Source organism: Azospirillum sp., assembly GCF_035628975.1.
Taxonomy (GTDB): domain Bacteria; phylum Pseudomonadota; class Alphaproteobacteria; order Azospirillales; family Azospirillaceae; genus Azospirillum.
This window is the reverse complement of the sequence record NZ_DASPIS010000098.1, coordinates 43,263-66,860: the sequence shown is the minus strand read 5'-3', so window position 1 is coordinate 66,860 and position 23,598 is coordinate 43,263. Positions and strand designations below refer to the sequence as shown.

Sequence of the window (23,598 nt, the reverse complement as noted above, 5' to 3'; positions counted from 1 at the left end):
GGCGCCCGGCCAGTCCGCGGCGCCTTTTCGCATTGGAGCGCCGCATGACCCAAGAAACCGCAACCACGGCCCTTGTCTACGACGCCCGCGGCGCGGTCGCCGGGGCCAAGGAGTTCGAAGCTGCGTCGGAGAAGGTGAAGGCCGCCAACAAGAACGCCGCGGCGGCATCCGACGTGCTCACGGCTGCCTCCGAGCGCCTCCAGAAGGCGCAGGACGCGGTGAACCGGGCGGCGGAGCGCGTCCAGAAGGCCCAGGAGAGCGCGGCAAAGGCCGCCGAGAAGTTCGGCGCGCAGAGCGAGCAGGCCGCGAAGGCGGCGGAGCGAGTTGCTCAGGCGACTGAAACGGCATCGCGCGCACAGGATCGGCTGTCGAAGGCGCAAGACGCTGCCGTCGCCTCGACGGAACGGATGGCCGCCGGGCTGAGCAATCAAGAGCGGCGCTTGGCCGCCATCGAGGCGAAGTACGCCCCGGCCATTGCTGCCGAGAACCGGCTGGCACAGACCAAGGAGTATCTCAACGGGGTCATCGAGCGAGGCGGCCCGCAGATGGAGCGCGCCCAGCGCCTCCTCGCTGCGCTGACGGAGCAGCAGAAGGCTGCGGCCCAGGCTGCGCAACAGCAAGGCCAGGCCATGGCCGCCGGCACCGCGGCCACAGTGCGGGCGGCCCGCGCCCAGGAAGCGGCTGCGGCATCTGGCCGCAACTTCAACGCGACCATCGGTCAGGTTGGCTTCCAGGTGCAGGACTTCGCCAACCAAGTCGCCTATGGCGGCAACGTGGCAACGGCGGCCGGCATGCAACTCGGCCAGCTGCTCGGGTCGCTTGGGCCGATGGGCGCGGCTATCGGTGCCGTCGTCAATGTCGGCGGCATCTTGGCCGGCGTGCTGTCCAGCAGCGGCGACGAGGCCGAACTCACCTCAACGTCCTTCACCAACTACGCGAAGGCCTTGGAATTCGCAAAGCGCGCCAGCGAGGAGATGAAAGGCGCCTCGGAGGGCGTTCGCGCGGCCCTTGAGGCTGAGGGCAGAGCTGCGGTCGATGCCGCCCAGAAGAGGCTCACGAAGGCCGACGCCGAACTGAAGGCGCTCGAAGCCGGCATGATGGGGACGACCGATGCGGCGGCAGCGGCCGGCATAGCCATCAACTACCTGTGGAACTCCGGAAAGGTGAAGGAGCTTCGGCAGGAAATTGAGGTGCTGCGCGGCACTCTCGGGCAATACAACGACGGTGCGCGAGAGGTGCGCGTAGCGACCGAGCAGGGATCGGGCGCGCTGAAGCGGAACCGCGACGCGCTTGAAGACAGTCGGGAAAGCCTTCGCCAGCAGATCGCCGCGACCAAACTCCTCGCTGACAATGAGGATCTGAGCAATGCCGGCAAGCTGCGCGCTCGCCTGGAGACCGAGGCGCTGACCCGCGCAAGGAAGGCCGGTCAAACCGAGATCGACGCCGGCACCAAGGCATTGATCAACGAGTGGGTCGCGGAGCAGAAGCGCATCGACGCCATGGAGGAGGACGAAAAGGCCTCCAAGAAGGCGGCGAGCGCCGCGGAGACCCTCGAAAAGACGCGGAAGAAGGTCGTAGACGAACTGGACCGCGATGTTGCGGCCCAGAAGCGCCTTGCCGAAATAGCCGGCATGAGCGCTTCCAAGCAGGCTGAGGCCAACACCCAAACCCGCGTCGCCGCCGAACTGGCGAAAGCCCACACAACCGCCTCGACGGAAGAGGGGAAGGCCATCGCGGCGAAGGTCAAGGAAGCCGAGCGGTGGAAGCGTGTCGCGGCCGACGAGAAGATGATCAAGGGGGCGGAGGAGCAGCTTGCCTACGCTAAGCAGGAACTGTCCCTCATGGGGCAGTCGGCCAGCGTGCGGGACAGGGCGCTGAAGTCCATTCAGATCCAGCGCGACGCCGTGAAGGAGTGGGGCGACACGACCTCGGACGCCGCCCGGAAGTGGATCGGGCTTCAGGAGCAGATCGCCGACACGCAGGCCATCAAGGCGTACCAGGAGGAAATCACTCGCGTTGCCGAGGACATCGCGAAGGACTGGAGCGAAACGCTCTACGACGCGATTGTCCTTCGGGACAAGCAGACCAGCATCGTTGACAGCTTCCGAGACCTGTTCAAGCGGATCGCCATCGAGGCGATCAAGGCGAACATCGTCCTGCCGATCACTCAGCAGATCGTCGGGGCGGTGCCCTCGCTGTTCGGCATCCAGGCCCCAACGTCTGGCGGCCAGACCATCACCCTGAACGGCCAGACCTACACAGCCGCCAACCAGAACGGCGGCATGGGCGGGATGGGCGGCCAAGCCCTGTCGCTGGGCTCGAAGCTGGTGCCGAACTCGTGGACCAGCAGCATCATGTCGTCCATCGACCTGTGGGGGGCGGAAAGCCTTGGCATCGGGTCGGTTGCTCAAGGTCCGACGCTGTCCGGGGCGGCGGGCTACGTCCCGGCCGGCACGGGCCTCTCCGCCTACCTCGGGGCTGCAGGCGCAGGCGCGGGCGCGGGCGGCCTCGTTGGCGGCTATCTCGGCACGCAGACGAACAGCAAGGCGGTGGGCGGCATCTCCGGCGCTGCGGCCGGCGCGGTCGCCTCGATGGCCCTGGCAGGCTCCATCGTCCCCGGCATCGGGACGGCCATCGGCGCCATTGCCGGCGCGATCATGGGCATGATCGGCACGCAGAAGGCTACCGTCGGCAAGACGGCCTCGGCTGACGTGACGATTGCCAGCAACGGCAAAACGGCGACTTACGGCAACATCCTGACCGACAACGACGGCGATCCGGCCGCCGGCCAGGCGCTGGGCACTGCCCTGTCCGGTATCTACTCCATCGCGGCCATGGGCGGCGGCTCGCTGGTGAAGGACTTCGGCATCGGCAGCACGGCCAAGAACGGCCTCTACGTCGGTGGCAGCGTGCCTTACAAGGAGTTCGGCGAGGACATCGCCGGGCTGCTGCGGTACACGCTGCTTGACCAAGGCGGCCTGAAGGACGGCGGGACCAACACCCTCGCCGCGCTGAAGGCGTCCAAGGCGAAGGACTGGGAAGAGGCTGCCAAGGACATCGGCTTGGGCGCCTCCATCGACGCCGGCAACACGGCGTTGCGGGAGATGGTCAAGACGCTGGGCGGGGTGACGGACGCGGCGAAGAAGGCCACGGCCGAGAGCTTCGCCCCGATGTTCGAGGAACTGGCGAGGGCGCAGAAGCTGGGCATCGACGGGGCCTATAAGGCGCTCGCCACTGACCAACTCAAGGCCTACCTGGACCAGCTTCGCAACCCGCCGGACTTCACCCAGGTTCAGACGGACGTGGCCGCTCTCACCGGGCAGTTCCAGGCAGCGCGGGAGGCCTATGCCCAACTCAACCCCGCGATGGTCACCTATGTGGACCAGATCGAGAAGGAGACCAAGGCTCGTCTCGCGGCCAACCTGAACAAGTCCCTCGACCAGCAGATCGCCGAGGCGTCCGGTCGTGGCTACGTCAACCAGATCACCGGCTTCCTCGACGCCCTGACCGCCAACAGCAAGTCGCTGGCGGCGGTTGGTGAGCCGGCAACGCGGGCGCAGCAACTCTTCAACGCCTCGCTGGTGGGGCTGCTGAAGACGCTGACCGCGGACCAGCTGACGGACGTGGTGCAGACCTTCGGCGGCAACATCGCCACCATGGCGGGCTCCATCACGGCGGCGGCGGCGGCGACAGAGCAGGCGACGCAGTTCCAGACGCTGTGGGGCCAAATCCTGCAGTCGAACATCAGCGAGAGCATCGCCGGGCTCAACGAGCAGCGGAGCGCAGCGCAGTCCACCAAAACGGCATGGGAAAACCTCCAGAAGTCCGCCGGCAACGCCGTGTCGTCTCTCCTTGTGAGCGACTACTCGACCCTGTCGCCGGAAGCCAAGCTGAAGGAGGCGATGCGCCAGTTTGACGACCTGACGGCCAAGGCGGCCGCCGGGGATGTCGATGCTGGCACTCAGGCCGTGGCGATGAAGGACACGGTGCTTGGTCTGGCCCGTGGCTTCCACGCCTCGTCCGAAGGCTACGTCAGCATCTTCAACCACGTCAGCGAAGGCTTGACGGGCGTGGAGAGCGTGGCGTCGCGACAGGTGACGCTTGCGGCGCAGCAGGTCAACCGGCTGGACACGCTGATCACCCTCCAGCAGGACATGCTGAAGGCGACCCAGCAGCCGGCGCAGGCCGACATCAACTCGGTCATCTCCGGTCTGAACTCGTCCAACTTCCCGGCCATCGCTCAATGGGCGCAGAGCCAAGGCCCTGCGGTCATGCAGCAAATCTTGTCGGCTGCGGACTACAAGCTGGGCTGGCAGAACAACCCGCTGCGCTACTCGGCCTCCAGCGACATCGCCAACCTCAACATCCCCGCCGCCGACTGGATGGGGGTGCTGCGCTCGGTGGGGTACGGCGGCAACGGCGATCCGAACGAGGTGAATAGCTGGATCGCTGCGTACGGAAAGAAGGACGCATACGAGAACGCCATGCGCGGGTATGCCAAGAGCCACGGCATCCCCGGCTATGCGGTGGGCACGGACAGCGCTCCTCCGGGCATGGCCTGGGTGGGCGAGCAGGGCAGGGAGCTTGTCCAGATGGCGGGCGGCGAGCGGGTCTATCCGCACTCCGTCAGCATGGACATCGCCCGATCCTGGGCTGCGAACGACCGGTGGGGCGGCAACGTCGTGCCGTTCCGCGGACAGTCCGGCGGCTCCGGCGGGGTGACGGTCGACTTCAGGGGCATGGAGCGCCGCCTGGATGATGCCGTCGACCTGCTGAAGGCGCTCGTCTACGAGAACAGCGAACTGAAAACCGTGAACAAGAAGCAAGCGGCCGAACTGTCCAAGCTCCGGACGGAAGCGGCAGACCGTGACGCGCGCCCGCGCCGAACCGGCACCTACGGACAATAAGCCATGGCCACGACCCTCAGCGTCTCCCAGGACCTGCAGTACCTGGTGGAGTTGTTCCCGCGCGACAGCACGGGGGCGCTCCATCCTCAATACCTCTCCACCCGTGACATCGCCTTGGCCGCCAACGACCCGACCGCCCCCAACAGGGAATACGACGGCCGGGTTCAGGTCGCCTTGGCGGTGAAGCGGGAGATGTTCGCCGATGGCCGGATCGGGGGGAAGTCCCTACCGGCCTACGGCAACGGGATCGAGATCGCCGTCGACAGCGACTGGAAGGCGGCGAACTACCCGCTGTGGAAGGCATGGGGGTGGGATGGGGCGCAAGCCCGCGTCCTGCAAGGCCCCCGCGGCTCAACCTCCTATGCCGCCTACAGCGTGCTGTGGGACGGCCAATGCACCGGGGAGAATGCCTTCGGGCTGGGCTCGGTTCAGATCCCGCTGTCCGACCTGCAGGCGCAGATCGACAAGGACATCGAGAGCGCGACCTACAGCGGGGCTGGTGGCTTCAACGGCGGGGCCGACCTCAAGGGTAAGGTCAAGCCGACCGTCCTCGGGCAGGTTCTGCGCGCCGCTCCGGTGCCGGTCGATCCGGCAAACCTCTGGTACGACCTGTCGCCGGTGACCGGCCTGCACTCGGTCCAGGCAGTCTATGACGGCGGCGTGCCGCTGACGGCGTCCGCCAGCAACCCACCGCCGGCCGGGAACTACTATGCCGACCTCGCCAACGGTCGGATCCGATTGGGCTCCACCCCGGCGCGGCAGATCACGGTGGACTGCCGGGGCGCCTTCGGCTCCAACGCCACCACGGCGGCGGACATCTGCAAGGCGCTGCTGACCGGCCGGCTTGGGTTCACCTCCGGCCAGATCGACGCGGCGTCCTTCACGGCGCTCAACACCAAGAACGGCGCGACCGTCGGCTATTACGCCGCCGACCGGACAACCGGGGCGGAGGTGCTGGACGCGCTGCTCGGCAGCGTCGGCGGCTTCTACACCGGGTCCAACGGCAAGGTGGTGGTGGGCCGGCTGGAGGCTCCGACGGCGACATCCGCCGGCGATAGCGCGCTCGCCCTCTACCTGGAGGACGCCGATCTGGAAAAGGGGGCACTGACGGTCAATCCGGAGGCAATCCCGCCCTACCGGCTGATCGTCAAGGCCGCCCGGTCCTGGGTGGGGGTGTTGCAGGAGAGCGACCTTGCCGGCGCGGCCACAGCGGCAATGCGGGCATTCTTCGCGGAGGAATACCGCTCCACCGCTCCGGTGGACGTTGCGGCGGTCCAGACGCTCCACCCCCTCAGCAAGCCGCTGGAGGTGGAAACCTGCTTGCTGACCGTAGCCGACGCGCAGACAGAGGCAACCCGCCTCTCCGGCCTCTACAGCACGCGGCGCGAGGTTCTGACGCTCCGGATCGAGACGCAGCCGTTCAGCATCGAGCTTGGGGATCAGGTGTGGATTTCGTCTGACCTGCACGTCATCGACCAAGCCTACCGCGTCATCGGCATTGAAGAGAACACGCGCGACACCGGTCGCGTGACCCTGACCTTGTGGGGGTGACATGGCATCCGACAACGCGATCTTCCTCTATTGGAACAAGGCTGACACGGCCACGGTGACGGCGTCGTCCGCGGCTCTGCCGGCAAACCGGGTGCAGGACCCGCGCCCCGGCCGGGTGTGGCGGGCGACCGGCTACGCATCGGAGAGCCTGACTTTCGACCACGGCTCGGCTGAAGACATGACGCATGGGGCGGTGGTCAACCATAACCAGGACGCCAACGGCACGATCCGATGCGAGGTGAGCAATGCCGCCGATTTCTCCACCCACCTCTACGACAGTGCGGTGGAGGCATGGCCGCCAGTCGCGGGCTTCGGATCCGACCGGTTCGGAACATCGCTCGGCGGCTATCCGATCCTGACCGGGTTCGCCGATTACCGCCCGTTCAGCTTGTTCGACTTCGGCGGCACGCTGACCGCCCGGTATGTCCGCTACACCTTCACCTCCTCGGCCGAGGCCGGAAACATCCAGGTCGGGCGCATCTTCACCGGGATCGGCTACCAGCCCGAGGTGAACTTCAGCTACGGCTGGTCGAATGAATGGGCCGACCCGTCGGAGTTGGTGGAGACGGAAGCCTCGTTCTTCGTCATCCGCCGGCAGAAGTACCGGGTGCTGCGGCTGTCGCTGGAGAACATCCCGCAGGCGGAAGCTCTGTCTGCCCTGGACGACCTGAAGCGCATCGTCGGCAAGAGCCGTGACGTGCTGGTGGTGCTGTTCCCGGCGGCCGATCTGCCGACGCTGTACCGGACCAGCATCTACGGGATCCCCATCGAGAACGGCCCGACCTCCAACCCCTATTTCCAACGCTTCGCGACCTCGGTCGCGGTGAGGGAGCTTGTTGCATGAGCACGACCGATCTTCTCAACGCCCTGCTGGCGAAGAAGGGGCAGGACTATTTCAACGAGTTCTCCGCCTTCATGACGCAGCTGCTGGCCGACAACGCCGGCATCCTGTCGACGGCAGGGCAGGCGGTCACGTCCGCCTCCACGACCTCGCTCGCCATCGGGACCGGGGCGAAGAGCCTAACGGTCGCAGCCAATAAGGCGTTCGCCGCCGGCCAACCGGTCACCATCGCTGTGACGGCGGACGTGACCAAGTACATGGTCGGCTCGGTCACCTCCTATGATGCGACCACCGGCGCTCTGGCGGTTTCGGTATCGGACGCCTTTGGAAGCGGGACGTTCGCCGCCTGGACAGTGTCTCTAACGGGGACGCGGGGGCTAACCGGCCCGGCTGGCGGCATCAGCGGCGGAGACGCTACCGGCGCAATCAACGAAACCGCCGTGACGGTGGCGTCTGCGTCCACCACGGACATTGGCGCGGCAGCAGGCAACGCGGTCAGGGTAACCGGCACCACGACCATCACGGCGCTCGGCACGGCGCAGTCCGGCGCGCGTCGCCACGTCACCTTCTCTGGCGCGCTGACCCTGACCCACAACGCCACCAGCCTGATCCTGCCCGGCGCGGCCAACATCACCACGGCGGCGGGCGATACGGCAGAGTTCGAGAGCCTGGGCGGCAGCAACTGGAGGTGCGTGGCGTACAGCCGGGCGAGTGGTGTTGCTCTGCCGGCGGTAGGCAATGCCTTGGTGGTGCCAGTCACGGGCAAGTACGTGTCCGTGAACTGGAACAGCACGATCACCATTGACCTGACGGCCGGCAATGTCTTCGCCGTCACTCTCGGCGGCGCAACGACCTTCGCAAACCCCACCATCACCTCCGCCATGATCGGCATGGAGGTGCATATCATCGCCAAGCAGGACGCTACTGGCGGCCGGACCATTGGTCTCGGCAGCTACTTCAAGTTCCCGCTCTCGACCACGCCAACGTGGTCCACGACAGCCAGCAAGACGGACCATCTGGTCGGCATCGTGGTATCGACCACCGAAATCCACGTCACTGGCATCGTGGGGTACTGATCATGGCTGGGATCATCCATCGCAAGCCCGGCCTGATCCTGCCTGGATCGCCGGAGTGGCAAGACCCGCGCCTATGCGACCTCTTCGGCGGCGGCATGATGGCGGGGGCTGGGCCGACGTGCGAGCTGGAGAGCGCTCCGGCGCAGCGTCAGTTTTTCCTGCGCGGCACCGGCGGCGCCACCGGCACGCAGCCGGCGACCGACGACATGGGCAATGCGCTCACATGGGCAGGGGTGGCCTACCGCTACGCTCCCGACTTCAGGTGGTCCAACTACAATGCTTCCGTGGTCTTTGCCGCCGGCTCCGGTGTGGTCAACTACGTCAGAACGACGTCAAATGTTCAGATGTCGAGCCCGCAAGGTCACTTTTCGATAGGTGGGTGGTACAAGTTCGTACAGAGCGGAAGTCAGGCGTACAATAACATCATGGGCCTTGGCGGTGGGCTAAGTGCCGGGTGTCCACTGCTGTCGATTGGGCCAAACCTCCAATTGCAACAATGGGGCACCGCAACGCCAGCCGTGGGAATAACCGCTGCGGGCAATGTGCCGTACAATACATGGGTTTATCTGGGCGCCGGAAGAAACGGCCTTACCGGCTTCTGCGCGGTCACAATCAACGGATCTGTAGTGGCGTCGGGGACGCCTACTTGGAGCGCAATTACCGCAGCGCCATTCTACATCTTCGGCAACTCGACGAACACGGCGCTGGACTTCAACTTTCTTGCGAACGACGTGCGCTTTTGGAGTGACCCGCGATACGCGGGCGGCTTCACGGCGCCTTCGGCCCCGCCCTGCTGATGGAGCGTACAATGCCTATCCAACGCCCCGCCGCCATCGTGATGGGCGGCGTAGTCATCCAAGAAGTCGTTGCGCCGGTTGGCATCGTCTATGGAGCAGAAGACGCCGCCATCCAATGGCCGGCGCTGATCTGGGATCACTGGACGCCTGCCGACTGGGCCGCCATGTGCCCGGACTGGACCGTCCTCCCGCTGATCGACGAGCCCCCGACCGTCGCCGGCAAGCGCGCCGAGCGCCTGCCGATGGAGGAATGGACCATCGGCGCCGATGCCGTGACCGTCACCTATCGGATGGTCGATCTTCCGCAAGCCGAGGTCGAAGCGGCGAAAGCCGCCACCTGGGAGCGCATCAAGGCAGAGCGCGACCGGCGCACCTCCGGCGGCGGCTTCCGCGTCATGGTGGACGGCTCCCCCTGCTGGTTCCACTCCGACACGCTGAGCCGGTCCCAGCACATGGGCATGTTCCTGATGGGCGCCTCGCTGCCGGCCGGGATCATGTGGAAGACGATGTCGGGCGCCTTTGTCGAGATGACCCCGGCCATCGCGACGGCGGTCTTCTACGCGGCGGCGGCCAGCGACCAAGCCATCTTCGGGGCGGCCGAGGCGCACAAGGCCGCCATGCTCGAAAGCCCGGACCCTGCCGCCTACGACTTCTCCGCCGGCTGGCCGGTCATCTATGGGGAGGAAGCCGCATGATCCGTGTCCTTTACACCAGGCGCTCCCATCCCGGCTCCTGGCTGATCCGGGCCGCGACTTGGGGCGAGTGGAGCCACTGCGACCTTGTGTGCGCCGACGGCTCGCTGATCGGCGCTGCGGCCCCGGCTGGCGTCACCGCCTGCGCCATGGCTGAGCGGCTGGGCCACGCCAGTGCGGCAGAGGTGGTCAGCTATCCCGGCGATGGACGGAAGGCGGAGGCGTGGGCGCGGACGCAGCTCGGCAAGCCCTATGACTGGCTCGGCGTGATCGGCCTCGGGCTGCATCGGGATTGGTCCGGCGACGAGCGGGATTGGTGGTGCAGTGAGTTCGTCGGCCGGGCCTGTCAGGAAGGCGGATACGACCCGTGGCGTCGGTGCGCTCTCCGGCGGCTGACCCCGCAACAGCACTATGCGCTGAACCACCCGGCGGAGCCTGTCGCGCTCCCGGCCTGACCCCGCGACAACAATCCAAGCTCGACCGATCCGGCGCCCGCGAGGCGCCTTTTTCATGCCTGGGCGAAAAAAAGGGCGGCATCCCGAACCCTCGGTGCCGCCCCAGTCTACGACGTTTTCCCAAGCCCTACTGTCCCGAGGCAACTGAAGCTTGGCTATTCGCGATAAAGGAGTAGTGCCCATGCCTGCTATCCCGAAAAGCGCGGCGCCCCCGCGCGATCTGATCGACCGTATCATCGACGAAACCCTCCGCCGGGAAGGCTGGCCCCGCTACACCGACCACCCGGCGGATCGGGGCGGCCCGACGAAGGGCGGCATCACCCTGGCCACGCTGACCCGCTGGCGTGGCCGGCCCTGCATCGCCCGCGATGTGGAGGCGCTGGACGAGGCCGAGGTGCGCCTGATCTACCGGACGCGCTACGTCCTGGCCCCTGGCTATGGCGGGATCAAGGATCCGCAACTCCAGGCGCTGGTCGTGGACTGCGCGGTCCTCTATGGCGAGGACGACGCCTCCCCGTGGCTGCAGCAGGCGGCGAGCGATTTGGGCGCTGCCATCAAGGTGGACGGCAAGGTCGGGCCGAAGACCATCGCGGCGGTCAACGCGCTGGACCCGGGAAAGCTGCGTCACCGCATCTGCGCTGCTCGGCTGCGCAAGATGGGACGGGTCATCACCGACAAGCCTTCGCAGGCTGCGTTCGCCGCCGGCTGGTCGAACCGGCTGGCCGAGTTTGTCGAGGCCTGACCGCACCCAAAACCTAGCCGTCACAAAAGTACAAGCCCGCAGCCGCCCGGCATCCCGCCCGGCGGCTTTTCTTATGCCGACTTTACCCGTTTTGACCTGAAACCCGCTCAAAATGCCCGAGGAGGGGCAAAGCACATGGACCTGAACACCGTTCTCAAAGGCGGCCAGTTGGCCGGCAAGCGCAAGCTGGTGATGACCGTGGTTGCGGTCGTCGGCCTGATCGGCGCTTACCTCGTGGGGGATGTGTCGGCGCTCGACGCGCTCCAGCAGCTGGTGCCGGTGCTGCTGGGGATGTGAACGAGGCAGGCGGGCAGGGCGGCCCCTACGCTGCCTTGCCCGGCCACGGCCACGGGCCTTCATAGCAGACGCCTTCCTGGGGCAGGGCGCCGCCGATCTCGACGGGCTCCAGCCTCATCCCCGCGGCGATGGGGCGGGCGGACGCCAGCGATACGGCCCGCTCTGGCGACGGTGCCCGCACCTTCAGGACGACGGACGGCGCCTCTGCGTCAGCCTGAAAGCCCTTCACGCCGTACATCATCATCGCCCCAACCTCGCATCAATTCCGACGGCCACGTTCTTAGACCCGCACGAGGCGCAGCGCCATGGCAGATCGCGGGGATGCCTGCCGTAGCCGTGCCGCATCAGCAGCGGCCCCGGGTCAAGCTCCACCATGCGGCCGCAGGATCGGCACCGGACAGCGACCGCGTCTCCGTGCCGGAACCAGTCACCCAGGCACCGGAACTCCTTCGTTCCCATGTTCCGCCTCTGTTCTTGAGGCATAGGAGCGCAGACTCGGCGAGTAGGTCAAGCACCTCTCGGCAAATAGCCATCCGATATTTGCTCGCAAGTGTCTGATATGCATGAGCGCGGAAGCGCGTGCTTTCGCTTCCGCCGCCATAAAAGCAGTCCTGTAACGCATTGAAATTGTTGCGCACCCACCGCGCGCGGCAACTACATGGGGCGTATATGTGCGGGCGGATCAGCAGGCGGCGGAGCTGGATCTGGGATATATGCTTTTTTGCATAGGTGCCGAGCTGTGGCCTTGCGAAAGCCTGTGGACGACCAAATCGGGCACATCGTCCACCCTTGCCTGTAATGTTGTTGATGTACGACGACGGTGAGTGAACGAACCGTTCGCAACAGTCATGGCACACCAATCAATCCGTATGACTGATGCAAATACCGGAAGACGACTCAGGGGATTTCTCTAACTTTTCCTTAACCGCTCACCCCCTTTTCCCTTGCCATGGCGGTTGCCTTAAGGGCAGACGTCCGAAAAAGAAAAACGAACAGTCGGAAATTCGGACCAAACCAGGGGTTGGGTATGAGGATGAAGGCTTTGTCGCTGGCGGGCAAAACGGTGGTGCTTTGCGGCGGCGGATTGCTGTTGCTTGCCTTTGCCACGTTCGGTGTCAACGAGTTGCTGCTGACCCGCTATGCCGAACGGGTGGCGATGGAGCGGCAGGAAACCAACATGCGCGTGGCCTGGGACGTGCTGAACCAGTATGGCCAGGCGTTCGATGTGCGCGACGGCAAGCTTTATGCCGGCGACCGCGCCCTGAACGACTTCCTCGAACCGGTGGACCGGGTCAAGCGGCTAGTCGGCGGCACGGCGACCCTGTTCATGGGCGACCGGCGCGTTTCCACCAATGTGTTGAAGCCGGACGGCAGCCGCGCGGTCGGCACCACGCTGGCGAAGGGGCCGGTCCATGACGCGGTGCTGGGGCGCGGCGTGCCCTATCGCGGGCAGGCGGAAATCCTCGGCACGCCTTTCTACACCGCCTACGACCCGATCAAGGCGGCGGACGGGCGCGTGGTCGGCGTGCTCTATGTCGGCATTCCGAAGGCGGAGTTCTTCGCGACCATCCGCGACACCCAGACGATGATCGCCGCCATCAGCGGGGCCGTGACCCTGCTGGTCGCCGCCTGCTGCCTGCTGATTGCCCGGCGCATGTTCCGGCCGCTGTCGGGCATCCGCGGCGCCATGGAGGAGCTGGCCCGCGGCAACCTGTCGGTCGCCATCCCGGCGCTTGGCCGCAAGGACGAGATCGGCGGCATGGCGAAGGCGCTCGCCGTGTTCAAGGAGAACGCGATCGAGGTCGCCAAGCTGCACGAGGCCCAGGCGGAGGAGCGCGCCCGTTCGGTCGAGGAGCGGCGCAAGGCGATGGACGCGGTGGCGCAGTCCTTCGAAGGGTCGCTGCTGGGTGTCGTCGGCGTGCTGAGCGCCACCACCACGCAGCTGCAGGCCAATGCCCAGCGCCTGCACGACATCGCCGAGACCGGCAGCGTCCGCGCCGACACCGTCAGCACCGCCGCAGGCGAGGCGAGCGACGACGTCCGCACCGTCGCCGGTGCTTCGGAGGAATTGAGCATCTCCATCGGCGAGGTCAGCCGGCAGGTCGAGGAGTCGGCCCGCATGGTCCGCAACGCGGTGGAGGAGGTGACGCGCACCAACCGGACGATGGACGGGCTGGCGGCGGCTGCCGGCAAGATCGGCGAGGTGGTGACCCTGATCCAGGACATCGCCGGCCAGACCAACCTGCTGGCGCTGAACGCGACCATCGAAGCCGCGCGGGCGGGGGAAGCCGGCAAGGGCTTCGCCGTCGTCGCCGGCGAGGTGAAGATGCTGGCGAACCAGACCGCGCGCGCGACCGACGACATCGCCCGGCAGGTGGCGGAAATCCAAGCGGTGACCGGCCATGCCGTGGAGGCCATCGAAGGGATCGGCCGCACCGTCCTGTCGGTCAGCGACCTCGTCGGCCGCATCGCCGTCTCGGCCGATCACCAGGGCGTGACCACCGCCGACATCGCCCGTTCGGTCCAGCGCGCCGCCGACCGTACGGCGGAGGTGACCGACAACATCCGCGAGGTCTCCCAGTCCGCGCACGAGACCGGGACGATGGCGTCGGAGGTGCGCGCCGCCGCCGCCGATCTCGGCCGGCAGGCGATGTCCCTGCGCGATCAGGCGGAGGAGTTCCTTCGCCATGTGCGGGCGGCCTGAGCCGTCGCCATGCGGACCTCGGCTTGGTGATTGTTGGGTACGCCAACGAGCGGCGCAACCTCCGCGCCGCCGCGCCGTTGTATAGGCCGGGCTTTGTGAAATGCGGAGTGGTCCGATGCGTCGGTTCCTGCGTGACAACGGGCTGTCGGTTGCCTTGTTCGGGCTGTTCCTGCTGTCGATAGTCGGGCAGACGCTCGCCGGATGGCGGGCGCTCGTCGAGGAACTCCGCTTTCACGGGCTGCCGGCCATCGGTCTGCCGGAGTATCTGACCACCGGCCATTTCCTGTCGGCGGTCTTCGAGAATTGGGAGAGCGAGTTCCTGCAGATGTCGGTCTATGTGCTGCTGACCGTCCTGCTGGTGCAGAAGGGATCCGCGGAATCGAAAACGCCGGGACAGGACAACCCGGAAGACGAGGATCCCGGGAAGAAGCGGGGCGACAGGGATGCGCCCTGGCCGGTCCACCGGGGCGGGCTGCTGCTGCGCCTCTATTCGCACTCGCTCAGCATCGCGCTGCTGACTCTGTTTGCCGTCTCCTTCTGCCTTCATGTGGCGGGAAGCACCCGCCGGTCCAACGAGGAGGCGTTGCGGCATCACCAGCCGACCAAGACCATGGCGGAAACACTGGTGGAGCCGGAATTCTGGTACGAGAGCTTCCAGAACTGGCAGAGCGAGTTCCTGTCCATGGGGGCGCTGGTGGTGCTGGGGATCTACCTGCGTGAGCGGGGATCGCCGGAATCCAAGCCGGTCGCGTCCCCGCACGCCAAGACCGGGCATTGACCGGGCCCGATCACTCCCCAACCACTTCCCCCTGTCAGCCGTGGGCGGCCAGCTCCTCGTGGGTGATGCGCTGGATGCCCCCCTCGGCACCGACGACATAGACCTCGTCGGCATTGCGGATCGTCGCCAGCCGGTGGGCGATGATCAGGGTCGTCCGGCCTTCCGCCAGCTCCATCAGGGATTTCTGGATCTCCCGCTCCGTCCGGGTGTCCAGCGCCGAGGTCGCTTCGTCCAGGATGAGGATCGGCGGATTCTTCAGGAACATGCGGGCGATGGTCAGGCGCTGCTTCTGGCCGCCCGACAGCTTCACGCCGCGCTCGCCGATGATGGTGTCGAGCCCGTCGGGCAGCGAGGCGATCAGCCCGTCGAGATGGGCGCGGCGCGCCGCCTCGGTGATCTCGGCGTCCGAGGTGCCCAGGCGGCCATAGGCGATGTTCTCGCGGATCGTGCCGCCGAACAGGAAGACGTCCTGCTGGACGATGCCGATCTGCCGGCGCAGCGAGGCCAGCGTCATGCTGCGGATGTCGAGGCCGTCGATGGTGATGCCGCCGCCGGTGATCTCGTAGAAGCGCGGCAGAAGCGAGCAGATCGTCGTCTTGCCGGCACCCGACGGGCCGATGAAGGCGACGGTGGACCCCGCCTTGATGGCGAGGTCGACGCCCTTCAGGACCGGGCGGGCGGCGTCATAGCCGAAGGACACGTCGGTGAAGCGGATGTCGCCCTTCAGCGGCGGCGCCGGGACGGCGTTGGGCGAATCCGCGATGTCGGGCAGGGTGTCGAGCAGCGCGGTGTAACGGCGGAAGCCGGCAATGCCGCGCGGGTAGGTCTCGATGACCGCGTTGATCTTCTCGATCGGGCGGAAGAAGGTGTTGACCAGCAGCAGGAAGGCGAAGAATCCGCCCTGGGTCAGTTCCCCCACCAGGACGAAATGGGCGCCGGTCAGCATGACGACGATCAGGATCAGCCGCATGCTCATGTAGCTGAGCGTCGTCGATGCCGCCATGATCTTGTAGGCGTCGAGCTTCGTCTTGCGGTAGCGGTCGTTGTCCTCGGCGAACAGCTTGCGCTCGTGGTCCTCGTTGGTGAAGGCCTGGACGACGCGCATGCCGCCGACATTCTCCTCGATGCGGACGTTGAAGTCGCCGACGCGGGAATAGAGCGACTGCCAGTTCTTGGTCATGCGCCCGCCGTAGCGGCTGGTCAGCCAGGCGATGACGGGCACGATGGCGGCGGTGATCAGCGCCAGCGGCAGATGCACCACCGCCATCAGGGCGAAGGCGCCGACGAAGGTCATCACCGCGATCAGCAGGTCTTCGGGGCCGTGGTGCGCCACCTCGCCGATCTCGTCCAGGTCGCGGGTGACGCGGCCGACGAGATGGCCGGTCTTGTTGTTGTCGTAGAAGCTGAAGGAGAGCTTCTGCAGGTGGTCGAAGCTCTTCCGGCGCATCTCCGTCTCGATGTTGACGCCCAGCTTGTGGCCCCAATAGGTCACGATGGCCATCAACCCGCCATTCGCCATGTAGACCGCCAGCAGCAGCGCCGTCGCGGCGACGATCAGCGGCCAGTCCTGGGTGGGCAGCAGCCGGTCCACGAAGGCGCGCACCGCCATCGGGAAGCCCAGCTCCAGCAGTCCCGACAGGATCGCGCAGGAAATGTCGAGAATCAGCAGGCCCTTGTAGGGACGGTAGTAGGCGAGGAAGCGGCGGAGCATGGCTCTTCTCATTCCGGAACTGAAAATGGGAATAGGCACGGGGGAACGGAACGGGCTAGCCGGCGCGCGAGCCGGCCCGGCTGAGCAACCAGATCAGGTAGGGGCCGGCAAGCAGCGCGGCGAACAATCCCAGCGGCAGTTGATACGGGAAGGCGACGGTTCGCGCCAGCCAATCCGACACCACCATCAGTCCGGCGCCGATCAGGATGGCGCCGATGCCCTGCCCCAATGCGCGGCCGAGGCCGGCCAGCCGGGCGAGGTGGGGTGCGATCAAACCGACGAAGCTCAAGGGGCCGACGAAGAGCGCCGCCGCCGCCGTGAGCAGGCCGGCGAACAGCACCAGAAGGATGCGGCAGCGCTGCACCGGCAGGCCGACCGACCGGGCGGTTACGTCGCCGAGCGGCAGGATTTCCAGCCAGCGGGAGGCCAGCGGCAGGGCGGCCAGCAGCAGGACCGCGGCGCCCGCGCAGAACCAGGCGTCGGCCGGGCCGGCGTCGTTGGTCGATCCGCTCAACCAGCGCAGCAGGGTGAAGGCCTGCGGCGTGCCGGTGGCGATGACGGCGGTCAGGACGGCGCTGCACAGCGCGCTCATGGCGATGCCGGCCAGCAGCAACCGCTCCGGTCCGAAGCCGGCGCGCAGCGACAGGGCCAGCATGGCGGCCAGCACCAGCACCGCCCCCGCCGCGGACGCCGCGATCTGGAGGCCGATGCCGGGGGCGGCCACCAGAAACAGTACGGCGGTCAGCCCGACGCCCGATCCGGTGCCGACACCGAGGATCTCCGGGCTGGCCAGCGGGTTGGCGGTGATGCGCTGCAGCAGCATCCCGGCCGCTGCCAGCATGGCGCCCGCCGCCGCCGCGACCACCACGCGCGGTCCGCGCCATGCCAGCAACCGGTCAAGGAGGGAGCCGGTGGCGATAGACCAGCCGTCCGGGCCGTAGCCGACGGTCAGCGCGAGGGCCACGGCGACGAAGCCCAGCAGGGCGATCAGGCCGATCAGCAGGCGGGGACGGGGGCTGCGGCGCGAGGGAGCGGGACGGTTGTTCAGCGACGGCCATTCGAACATGCGCAGGCGCGGCAGCAGCCACAGCAGCAGCGGGCCGCCCAGCAGGGCGGTGGCGGCGCCGGTCGGCACCCGTTCGCCGTTGGCGCCGGCCAGCAACTGCACCAGCCCGTCGGTGACCCAGAGCAGGACAGCGCCGATCAGCGGTGCGGCGATCAGCTTCTGCTTCTGGGTCCGCGCGCCGCCAAGATGCGCCAGGGCGGGGGCTGCAAGTCCGACGAAGCCGATCACGCCGACCTCCGCCGTCACGCTGGCGGCCAGCCAGACCGCCACGCCGATGACGGCGAAGCGCGTTGCGTTTAGGGCGACGCCCAGGCTGCGGGCGCTGGCATCGTCGAGGCCGAGGATGGACAGCGGGCGCATCAGCAGTATGGCGGCGGCGATACCCAGCAGCAGGCGCAGCGCGATGGTCAGGGTGGGACCCCAGCTCTGCTGCGCCAGTGCGCCGCCGCCCCAGATGAAGATCGAAAACAGATAGTCGCCGTTGGCGAGGATCAGCGCGGCGCTGGCCATGGTGGCGGTCAGCGCGACCATCATGCCGGCCAGGATCACGGCGACCGGCTCCAGCCCGCGCCGCCATGTCATGGCAAGGATCAGCCCGACCACCGTCAGCCCGCCGGCCAGCGCCACGCCCTCGCGCGCCTGTTCCATCAGCGCCGGGGCGTAGAGCAGTCCGACCGTCATGGCGAGCTGGGCACCGGCTGACACGCCGAGGGTCGATGGCTCGGCCAGCGGGTTGCGCAGCACGCGCTGGAGCAGAAGCCCGGACAGGCCCAGCGCCGCCCCGGCGACCAGCGAGACCGCGATGCGCGGCAGGACGCTGTGATAGAGGATGATGGCGTCGAGCCAGTCGGCGCCTGTGGCGGTGCTGCCGACCGATGTCGGTGACGCGAGGTGCCCGGCGACCTGGACGGTCGACAGGCAGGCGGCGATCAGGGCCAGACCGCCCCACAGCAGGATGCGGTTCATCGGCGCGCGCTCAGCCATGGCCGTCTTTGCCTCGCAAAAGGGCGGAGGTGGCGAGGCGGGCGAAGCGCAGGGCGGCCGGCAGACCGCCGAAATGGTTGACCGGCTCGATCACCGTCACACGGTTCTCCCGCACCATCGGCAGGGCCTGCCACAGGGCGCTGTCGGCCAGCGTCCGCACCGCATCGGCGGGAACCGGCGGCACGACGATGACCGTGGCCTCGGGCATGCGGGCCAGCGCCTCGATGCCCACCGGCGCGGTGGCGCTGTAGCTGGACTGTGCCGCCCAGCCATTCTCGACCCCCAGCCGGCGCAGCACGTCGCCGAACATGCTGTCGGTGCCGAAGGCGCGGAAATGGCGGGCGTCGCCGAAGTTGATCGCCAACACCGGCCGCCGGCCGACACCGCTCAGCGTTTCGCGCAGGCGGGCGATTTCCGCCTCGGTATCGGCTACGACGGCCTGCGCCTGTGCCTCGCGGCCGAGCAGCCGGCCGAGGGTGAGGGCGGCCCCGGCTGCGGCGGCGTAGGGCTGGACGCCCGGCGTGTAGATCGACAGCGACATGGTTTCCGCCACCCGCTCCAGGCTGGCGCGCTGCCCTTCATAGTAATTGGAGGTGAGGATAAGGTCCGGTTCGGCGAGGTTCAGTGCCTCGTAGTTCGGCGTTCCGCGCAGTCCGATGTCGGCGACCGAAGCGGGAACGGCCGGTTCGACGACGGTTTTGCGGAACTGCAGAAGCTCGGTGGCGGCGACCGGGACCACGCCCAGCGCCAGCACCGTTTCCAGCAGCGCCCAATCGATGACCGCGACCCGTTGCGGCAGTGCCCCCCATGCGAAGCGGGGCGCCAGTGCAAGCCCTGCCGCCAAGCCCAGCGCGTGGCGCCGCGATATGGTCCTCTCCGCCGCCATCACAGGACGTAGCCGATGGGGTCGCCGGTGACCGGGTGCGGGACGATGCCCATGGCAAGGCGGTAGATCGCGCCCAGCGTCTCGCCGGTCATGATGGCGTCCGGCGTTCCCTGCGCGATCAGCGCGCCGCCCCGCATCGCCAGGATTTCGTCGCAGACGCGGGCGGCCATGTTGATATCGTGCAGGACGATGACCGCGCCGATGCCGCGGGCGCGGCTGAGGCGGCGCACCAGCCCCAGCATCTCGACCTGGCTGGCGATGTCGAGCGCCGAGGTCGGTTCGTCCAGCAGCAGGCAGCGCGTGTCCTGCGCCAGCATCATGGCGAGCCAGACACGTTGCCGTTCGCCGCCCGACAGGCTGTCCACCAGCCGGTCGGCGAAGGCGTCGAGGTTGGTTTCGGCAATCGCCTCCGCCACCTTGGCAGCGTCCTCCGCCCCGAAGCGGCCGAGCGCGCCGTGCCAGGGGAAGCGGCCGAGCGCCACCAGCTCGCGCACCGTCATGCCCTCCGCCGGCGGGGTGAATTGCGGCATGTAGGCGACGGTGCGCGCGAAGTCGCGCTCGCCGATCCGGCCGATCTCGGTGCCGAGGCAGCGAATGCGCCCGGCCCCCGGCGGCTGCTGGCGGGCGAGCATGCGGATCAGCGTGCTCTTGCCGGAGCCGTTGGGGCCGACCAGCCCGTAGATACGCCCCTGCTCCAGCCGAAGCGACAGGTCCGACAGGATCGGCCGGCCGGAAGCCGAAAATCCGACGGCATCGAGTTCGTAGAGGGCAGGGGTCTGGTCCGGGCCGGGCATCAGGTTACCAAGTCATGTTGAGGGTCAGCAGGGCGGTCCGCCCCTCCGCATAGCCGCAGGAATACTGGGTCTGGCAGCTTGCGACATATTCCTTGTCGAACAGGTTGGTGACCGACAGGTTGGCGCCCCAGTTGTCGCGCTTGTAGCCGATCCGCGCATCGAAGACGGTCGCGGCCGGGACCTTCAGCGTGTTCTCGTTGTCGGCCCAGGACGACCCGACATAGCGCACGCCGCCGCCGACCGACACCCCGTTCAGCACGCTTTCGCGGAAGGTGTAGTCGAGGAAGGCCGAACCCTGGACCTGCGGCACGATGTAGGGCGTCTTGCCGATCAGGGCCGGGTTGGCGTCCTTCTTGATGTCGAGGTCGAGCGCGGTGAAGGAGGCGGTGGCCTTCAGGCTGGGGGTGATGTTGGCCTTGGCCTCCAGCTCCACGCCGCGGGAATTGACCTCGCCCAGCTGGGTCTCGGCGTTGAAGGCGCCGGTCACCACGTTGGTGCGGGTCAGGTCGAACAGGGCCGCGGTGAAGATGGCGTCCATCCAGGCCGGGCGGTACTTGACGCCGACCTCGTACTGGCGGCCGCTCTCCGGCTTGAAGACGCCGACGGCGGCGGAGGAGCCCAGCACCGGGTTGAAGAAGGTGGAGGCGCTGACATAGGGGGTCAGGCCGTTGGCGAACTCATAGGCCAGACCGGCGCGGCCGCTGAACTTGCCGGCCTTGCCGTCATAGGCTGGCGTGCCGTCGGCGTCGGTCGAGGCGATGTCGTAGCGGCCGTTCAGCGTCACCAGGAAGCCCTGGCCGAAGCGCATCTGGTCCTGCAGGTAGACGCCGAGCTGACGCATCGTCAGCTCCTGGTCGATGTAGGCGAAGCGCTGGCCCTGGGGGGCGCCGTAGACCGGGTTGGTGGCGCTGATCGTCGTGGCCGAGCCGGACGCCTGCACCTGATCCATGAGGAAATACTTGTAGTCGACGCCGATCAGCGCGGTGTGCTCGACCGGGCCGGTGCGCAGCTTGCCTTCCAGCTGGTTGTCGAGGAGGAAGCTGTTGACCTCGGTCGTGTGCTCGAAATTGATGCGCGACAGCAGGTTGTTGGGGTCGGTCGGCGCGGCCGAGAAGCCGCTGTACCCGAACGGGTAGACCGAGACCTCGTGGACCTTGCTGTAGTTGTAGCGCGCGTTCTGGCGGAAGATCAGGTCGTTTTCGAAGCGGTGTTCGAACTCGTAGCCGATTGAGGCCTGGCGGCGGCGGTAGGTGTCGATGCCGGGTTCGGTGTAGTTGGCCTTGCGGTCGATCCGGCCGAAGGGCGCATCGACCACCGTGCCGACATAGGGCAGGAAGGCGCCGCCGTTGTGCGTCTCGTCGATGTCGGTGTAGTTGGCCAGCACCGTCAGGCTGTTGGCATCGTTCGGCGACCACTTGAAGCTGGGCGAAACGGTGCCGCGGAAGCCGTCCGCGAAGTCGGTGTAGGTGTCGCCGCCGGCGATGCGGCCGGTCAGCCGGTAGCTCAGGGTCGGGTCGATCGCGCCGCCGACGTCCAGGCCGAGATGGGCGGTGCCGTGCTGGTTGATGCCGACCTCGACCGAGCGCACGGGCGTATCGCCCGGCCGCTTGGTGACGTAGTTCACCAGACCGCCGGGATTGCTGCCGCCGTAGAGCACCGAGGAGGCGCCGCGCAGAACCTCGATCCGTTCCAGATTATAGTTGTCGACGAACTGGCCGCCGAAGCCGTAGCTGTAGAGCTGCAGCCCGTCCTGGTAGATGCCCGACTGCGTCGCCTGGAAGCCGCGGATGAAGATCCAGTTTGTGTCGCTGTCCGCGCCGAAGGGCTGGCCGAAGACGCCGGGGGTGTAGCGCAACGCCTCGTCCACCTTCTGGACGCCGCGGTCGTTCATTTCCTCGCGGCCGATCACCGACACCGACTGCGGGATTTCCTCAAGCGGCGTGTCGGTCTTGGAACCGGTGGCCGACCGGGCCGGCACATAGCCCTTGACCGGGCTGGTCGCCGTATCGACGGTCCTGCTGCCTTCGACGGTCACCGGACCGAGGATGGCGGGCGTGCTCGCGTCCGCCTGTGATTGCGCCTGGGGCTGCGTTTGCGCCTGGGCAATTGCCGGCACCAGCAAGGCGGCGAGCGCCGTACCGTTCAAGAGGAAACGGGTCATTCGCAGAATCGAAAAGTGAACCATCGCAATCGGCCTCGGACTGTATGCACCACCCGCGAAGCGCCACCGGACGATCCTGTCCGAAAGTGGATCCGCTGTTGCGAATGATTAGCATATGCATGAAGGCCCGGATTGAACCGTCTTTGGACGGGTTGGACGATCTTTCGACATTCGTCGGGCACCAGCATCGGCATCGACATCGGTATCAACTCACGCGGACTGGTCGCGCAGCCAGGCGGCGGGCGTGGCGCCCACGATCTGGCGGAAGACCCGCGTCAGATGCGCCTGATCGGAGAATCCGGCCATCGCCGCCGCTGCGGCCAGCGTCACGTCCGATGTGGTCAGCAGCGCCTTGGCGCGTTCCACCCGTGCCCGCATCTGCCATTTGTGCGGCGGCACGCCGGTCGATGCCTTGAAGGCGGAGCAGAAATGGGCGGGCGACAGGCCGGTGAGTTCGGCCAGTTCCTGAAGGCGGATCGGCCGGCTGCAATGTTCCTCGATATAGTCGATCACGCGCCTCAACTGGCGCGGCGGCAGCTGGCCGCGCTTGCGGTCGGCCGCCGGTTCGGTCTGGACGAGGCCGATGAACAGGGCGGCCATCAGGCTTTCGCCGTAGAGGTCGTGCAGGGCGCCCGAGGTCCGGCATTCCGCCGCGATCAGCCGGGCGAGCGAAAACAGCCGGTCGTCGGAGAAATTCAGCCGCGGCCGGTCCATCTCCCGGATGTCCAGCCCCTCCATGAAGCGGCCTTCCAGCACCGACATGTCGAAATGCAGGTCCAGATGGGTGAGGCGGCGGATGCTCTCGGTTCGGGACCAGACCTTGAGGCCGGCCGGAACGAAGCTCATGGGCTGGCGCCGGCTCAGCCGGTGGGACTTGCCGCGATCGGGCGTGTCCATGACATGGAGGGCGCCCTCGCCGAGCTGGTCGAGCACCACGACGAGGCGGGGGGCCTCCGACACATATTCGCCGCCCGCATTCTGGTCGCAGGCCACGGTCCAGATGTCGGCGATCATCCCGTTCCAGGCACGCCACTGCAGGTCGCCGAGAATGGTGATCCCTTCGGTATGGCTCTGCATTCTCGGATGAAACGGCATCGATCGACTTTCTGGCCGCAAATCGCGCGGTTCCGGCACCCTTCGTGACAATCAACTCCTA

The 23,598-nt window shown here is 67.3% G+C and carries 18 protein-coding genes; 11 read left to right on the top strand and 7 right to left on the bottom strand.

Going from position 1 to position 23,598, the window contains the following annotated elements; translation table 11 throughout:
• Positions 1-44: 44 nt before the first annotated feature.
• From VD964_RS21430 to VD964_RS21390, 9 genes are all read left to right on the top strand, one after another.
• Positions 45-4,907 carry a hypothetical protein gene (locus VD964_RS21430; RefSeq protein ID WP_324870521.1) on the top strand — a complete coding sequence of 1,621 codons (4,863 nt, stop codon included), beginning with the start codon at positions 45-47 and terminating at the stop codon, positions 4,905-4,907.
• Positions 4,908-4,910: 3 nt separating this feature from the next.
• Entirely contained in the window at positions 4,911-6,458 is a 1,548-nt protein-coding gene (locus VD964_RS21425) for a hypothetical protein (protein WP_324870520.1), read from the top strand.
• A 1-nt stretch (position 6,459) separates the two neighbouring features.
• Positions 6,460-7,302: a hypothetical protein gene (locus VD964_RS21420; RefSeq protein WP_324870519.1), complete on the top strand. Its 843-nt coding sequence runs from the start codon at positions 6,460-6,462 to the stop codon at positions 7,300-7,302.
• Positions 7,299-8,375, top strand: a complete 1,077-nt coding sequence (locus tag VD964_RS21415) for a hypothetical protein (protein WP_324870518.1) — start codon at positions 7,299-7,301, stop codon at positions 8,373-8,375. Before VD964_RS21420 ends, VD964_RS21415 begins: the two co-directional genes overlap by 4 nt.
• A 2-nt stretch (positions 8,376-8,377) precedes the next feature.
• Positions 8,378-9,172, top strand: a complete 795-nt coding sequence (locus VD964_RS21410) for a hypothetical protein (protein WP_324870517.1) — start codon at positions 8,378-8,380, stop codon at positions 9,170-9,172.
• 11 nt (positions 9,173-9,183) lie between these two features.
• The gene (locus VD964_RS21405) at positions 9,184-9,867 is read left to right on the top strand and encodes a DUF4376 domain-containing protein (RefSeq protein WP_324870516.1); all 684 of its coding nucleotides are present in this window, start codon (positions 9,184-9,186) and stop codon (positions 9,865-9,867) included.
• Positions 9,864-10,319, top strand: coding sequence for a hypothetical protein (locus VD964_RS21400; RefSeq protein ID WP_324870515.1), 456 nt, complete (start codon positions 9,864-9,866; stop codon positions 10,317-10,319). The genes VD964_RS21405 and VD964_RS21400 overlap by 4 nt, the downstream gene beginning before the upstream one ends.
• A 181-nt stretch (positions 10,320-10,500) precedes the next feature.
• On the top strand, positions 10,501-11,061 hold the full coding sequence (locus VD964_RS21395; protein ID WP_324870514.1) for a glycoside hydrolase family 108 protein: 561 nt from the start codon (positions 10,501-10,503) through the stop codon (positions 11,059-11,061).
• Between the two features lie 135 nt (positions 11,062-11,196).
• Positions 11,197-11,358 carry a hypothetical protein gene (locus tag VD964_RS21390; RefSeq protein ID WP_324870513.1) on the top strand — a complete coding sequence of 54 codons (162 nt, stop codon included), beginning with the start codon at positions 11,197-11,199 and terminating at the stop codon, positions 11,356-11,358.
• 25 nt (positions 11,359-11,383) lie between these two features.
• On the opposite strand, the gene VD964_RS21385 is transcribed toward VD964_RS21390, so the two are convergent.
• A complete protein-coding gene (locus tag VD964_RS21385; RefSeq protein WP_324870512.1) occupies positions 11,384-11,602 on the bottom strand; it encodes a hypothetical protein in 219 nt (72 codons plus the stop codon).
• Positions 11,603-12,385: 783 nt separating this feature from the next.
• On the opposite strand from VD964_RS21385, the gene VD964_RS21380 reads away from it, so the two are divergent.
• A complete protein-coding gene (locus tag VD964_RS21380) occupies positions 12,386-14,062 on the top strand; it encodes a methyl-accepting chemotaxis protein (protein ID WP_324870511.1) in 1,677 nt (558 codons plus the stop codon).
• A 115-nt stretch (positions 14,063-14,177) separates the two neighbouring features.
• A complete protein-coding gene (locus VD964_RS21375) occupies positions 14,178-14,840 on the top strand; it encodes a DUF6766 family protein (protein ID WP_324870510.1) in 663 nt (220 codons plus the stop codon).
• Positions 14,841-14,874: 34 nt separating this feature from the next.
• Here the strand turns inward: VD964_RS21375 and VD964_RS21370 are convergent, their stop codons facing one another.
• The 6 genes from VD964_RS21370 to VD964_RS21345 form a co-directional block, all read right to left on the bottom strand.
• The gene (locus tag VD964_RS21370) at positions 14,875-16,551 is read right to left on the bottom strand and encodes an ABC transporter ATP-binding protein (protein WP_324870509.1); all 1,677 of its coding nucleotides are present in this window, start codon (positions 16,549-16,551) and stop codon (positions 14,875-14,877) included.
• 55 nt (positions 16,552-16,606) lie between these two features.
• The gene (fhuB, locus tag VD964_RS21365) at positions 16,607-18,601 is read right to left on the bottom strand and encodes a Fe(3+)-hydroxamate ABC transporter permease FhuB (protein ID WP_324870508.1); all 1,995 of its coding nucleotides are present in this window, start codon (positions 18,599-18,601) and stop codon (positions 16,607-16,609) included.
• On the bottom strand, positions 18,594-19,487 hold the full coding sequence (locus VD964_RS21360; RefSeq protein ID WP_324870507.1) for an ABC transporter substrate-binding protein: 894 nt from the start codon (positions 19,485-19,487) through the stop codon (positions 18,594-18,596). The genes fhuB and VD964_RS21360 overlap by 8 nt, the downstream gene beginning before the upstream one ends.
• Positions 19,487-20,281 carry an ABC transporter ATP-binding protein gene (locus tag VD964_RS21355; RefSeq protein WP_324870506.1) on the bottom strand — a complete coding sequence of 265 codons (795 nt, stop codon included), beginning with the start codon at positions 20,279-20,281 and terminating at the stop codon, positions 19,487-19,489. The genes VD964_RS21360 and VD964_RS21355 overlap by 1 nt, the downstream gene beginning before the upstream one ends.
• 4 nt (positions 20,282-20,285) lie before the next feature.
• Positions 20,286-22,442, bottom strand: a complete 2,157-nt coding sequence (locus VD964_RS21350) for a TonB-dependent siderophore receptor (protein WP_324870505.1) — start codon at positions 22,440-22,442, stop codon at positions 20,286-20,288.
• Positions 22,443-22,652: 210 nt separating this feature from the next.
• The gene (locus VD964_RS21345; protein ID WP_324870504.1) at positions 22,653-23,537 is read right to left on the bottom strand and encodes an AraC family transcriptional regulator; all 885 of its coding nucleotides are present in this window, start codon (positions 23,535-23,537) and stop codon (positions 22,653-22,655) included.
• Between the last annotated feature and the right edge of the window lie 61 nt (positions 23,538-23,598).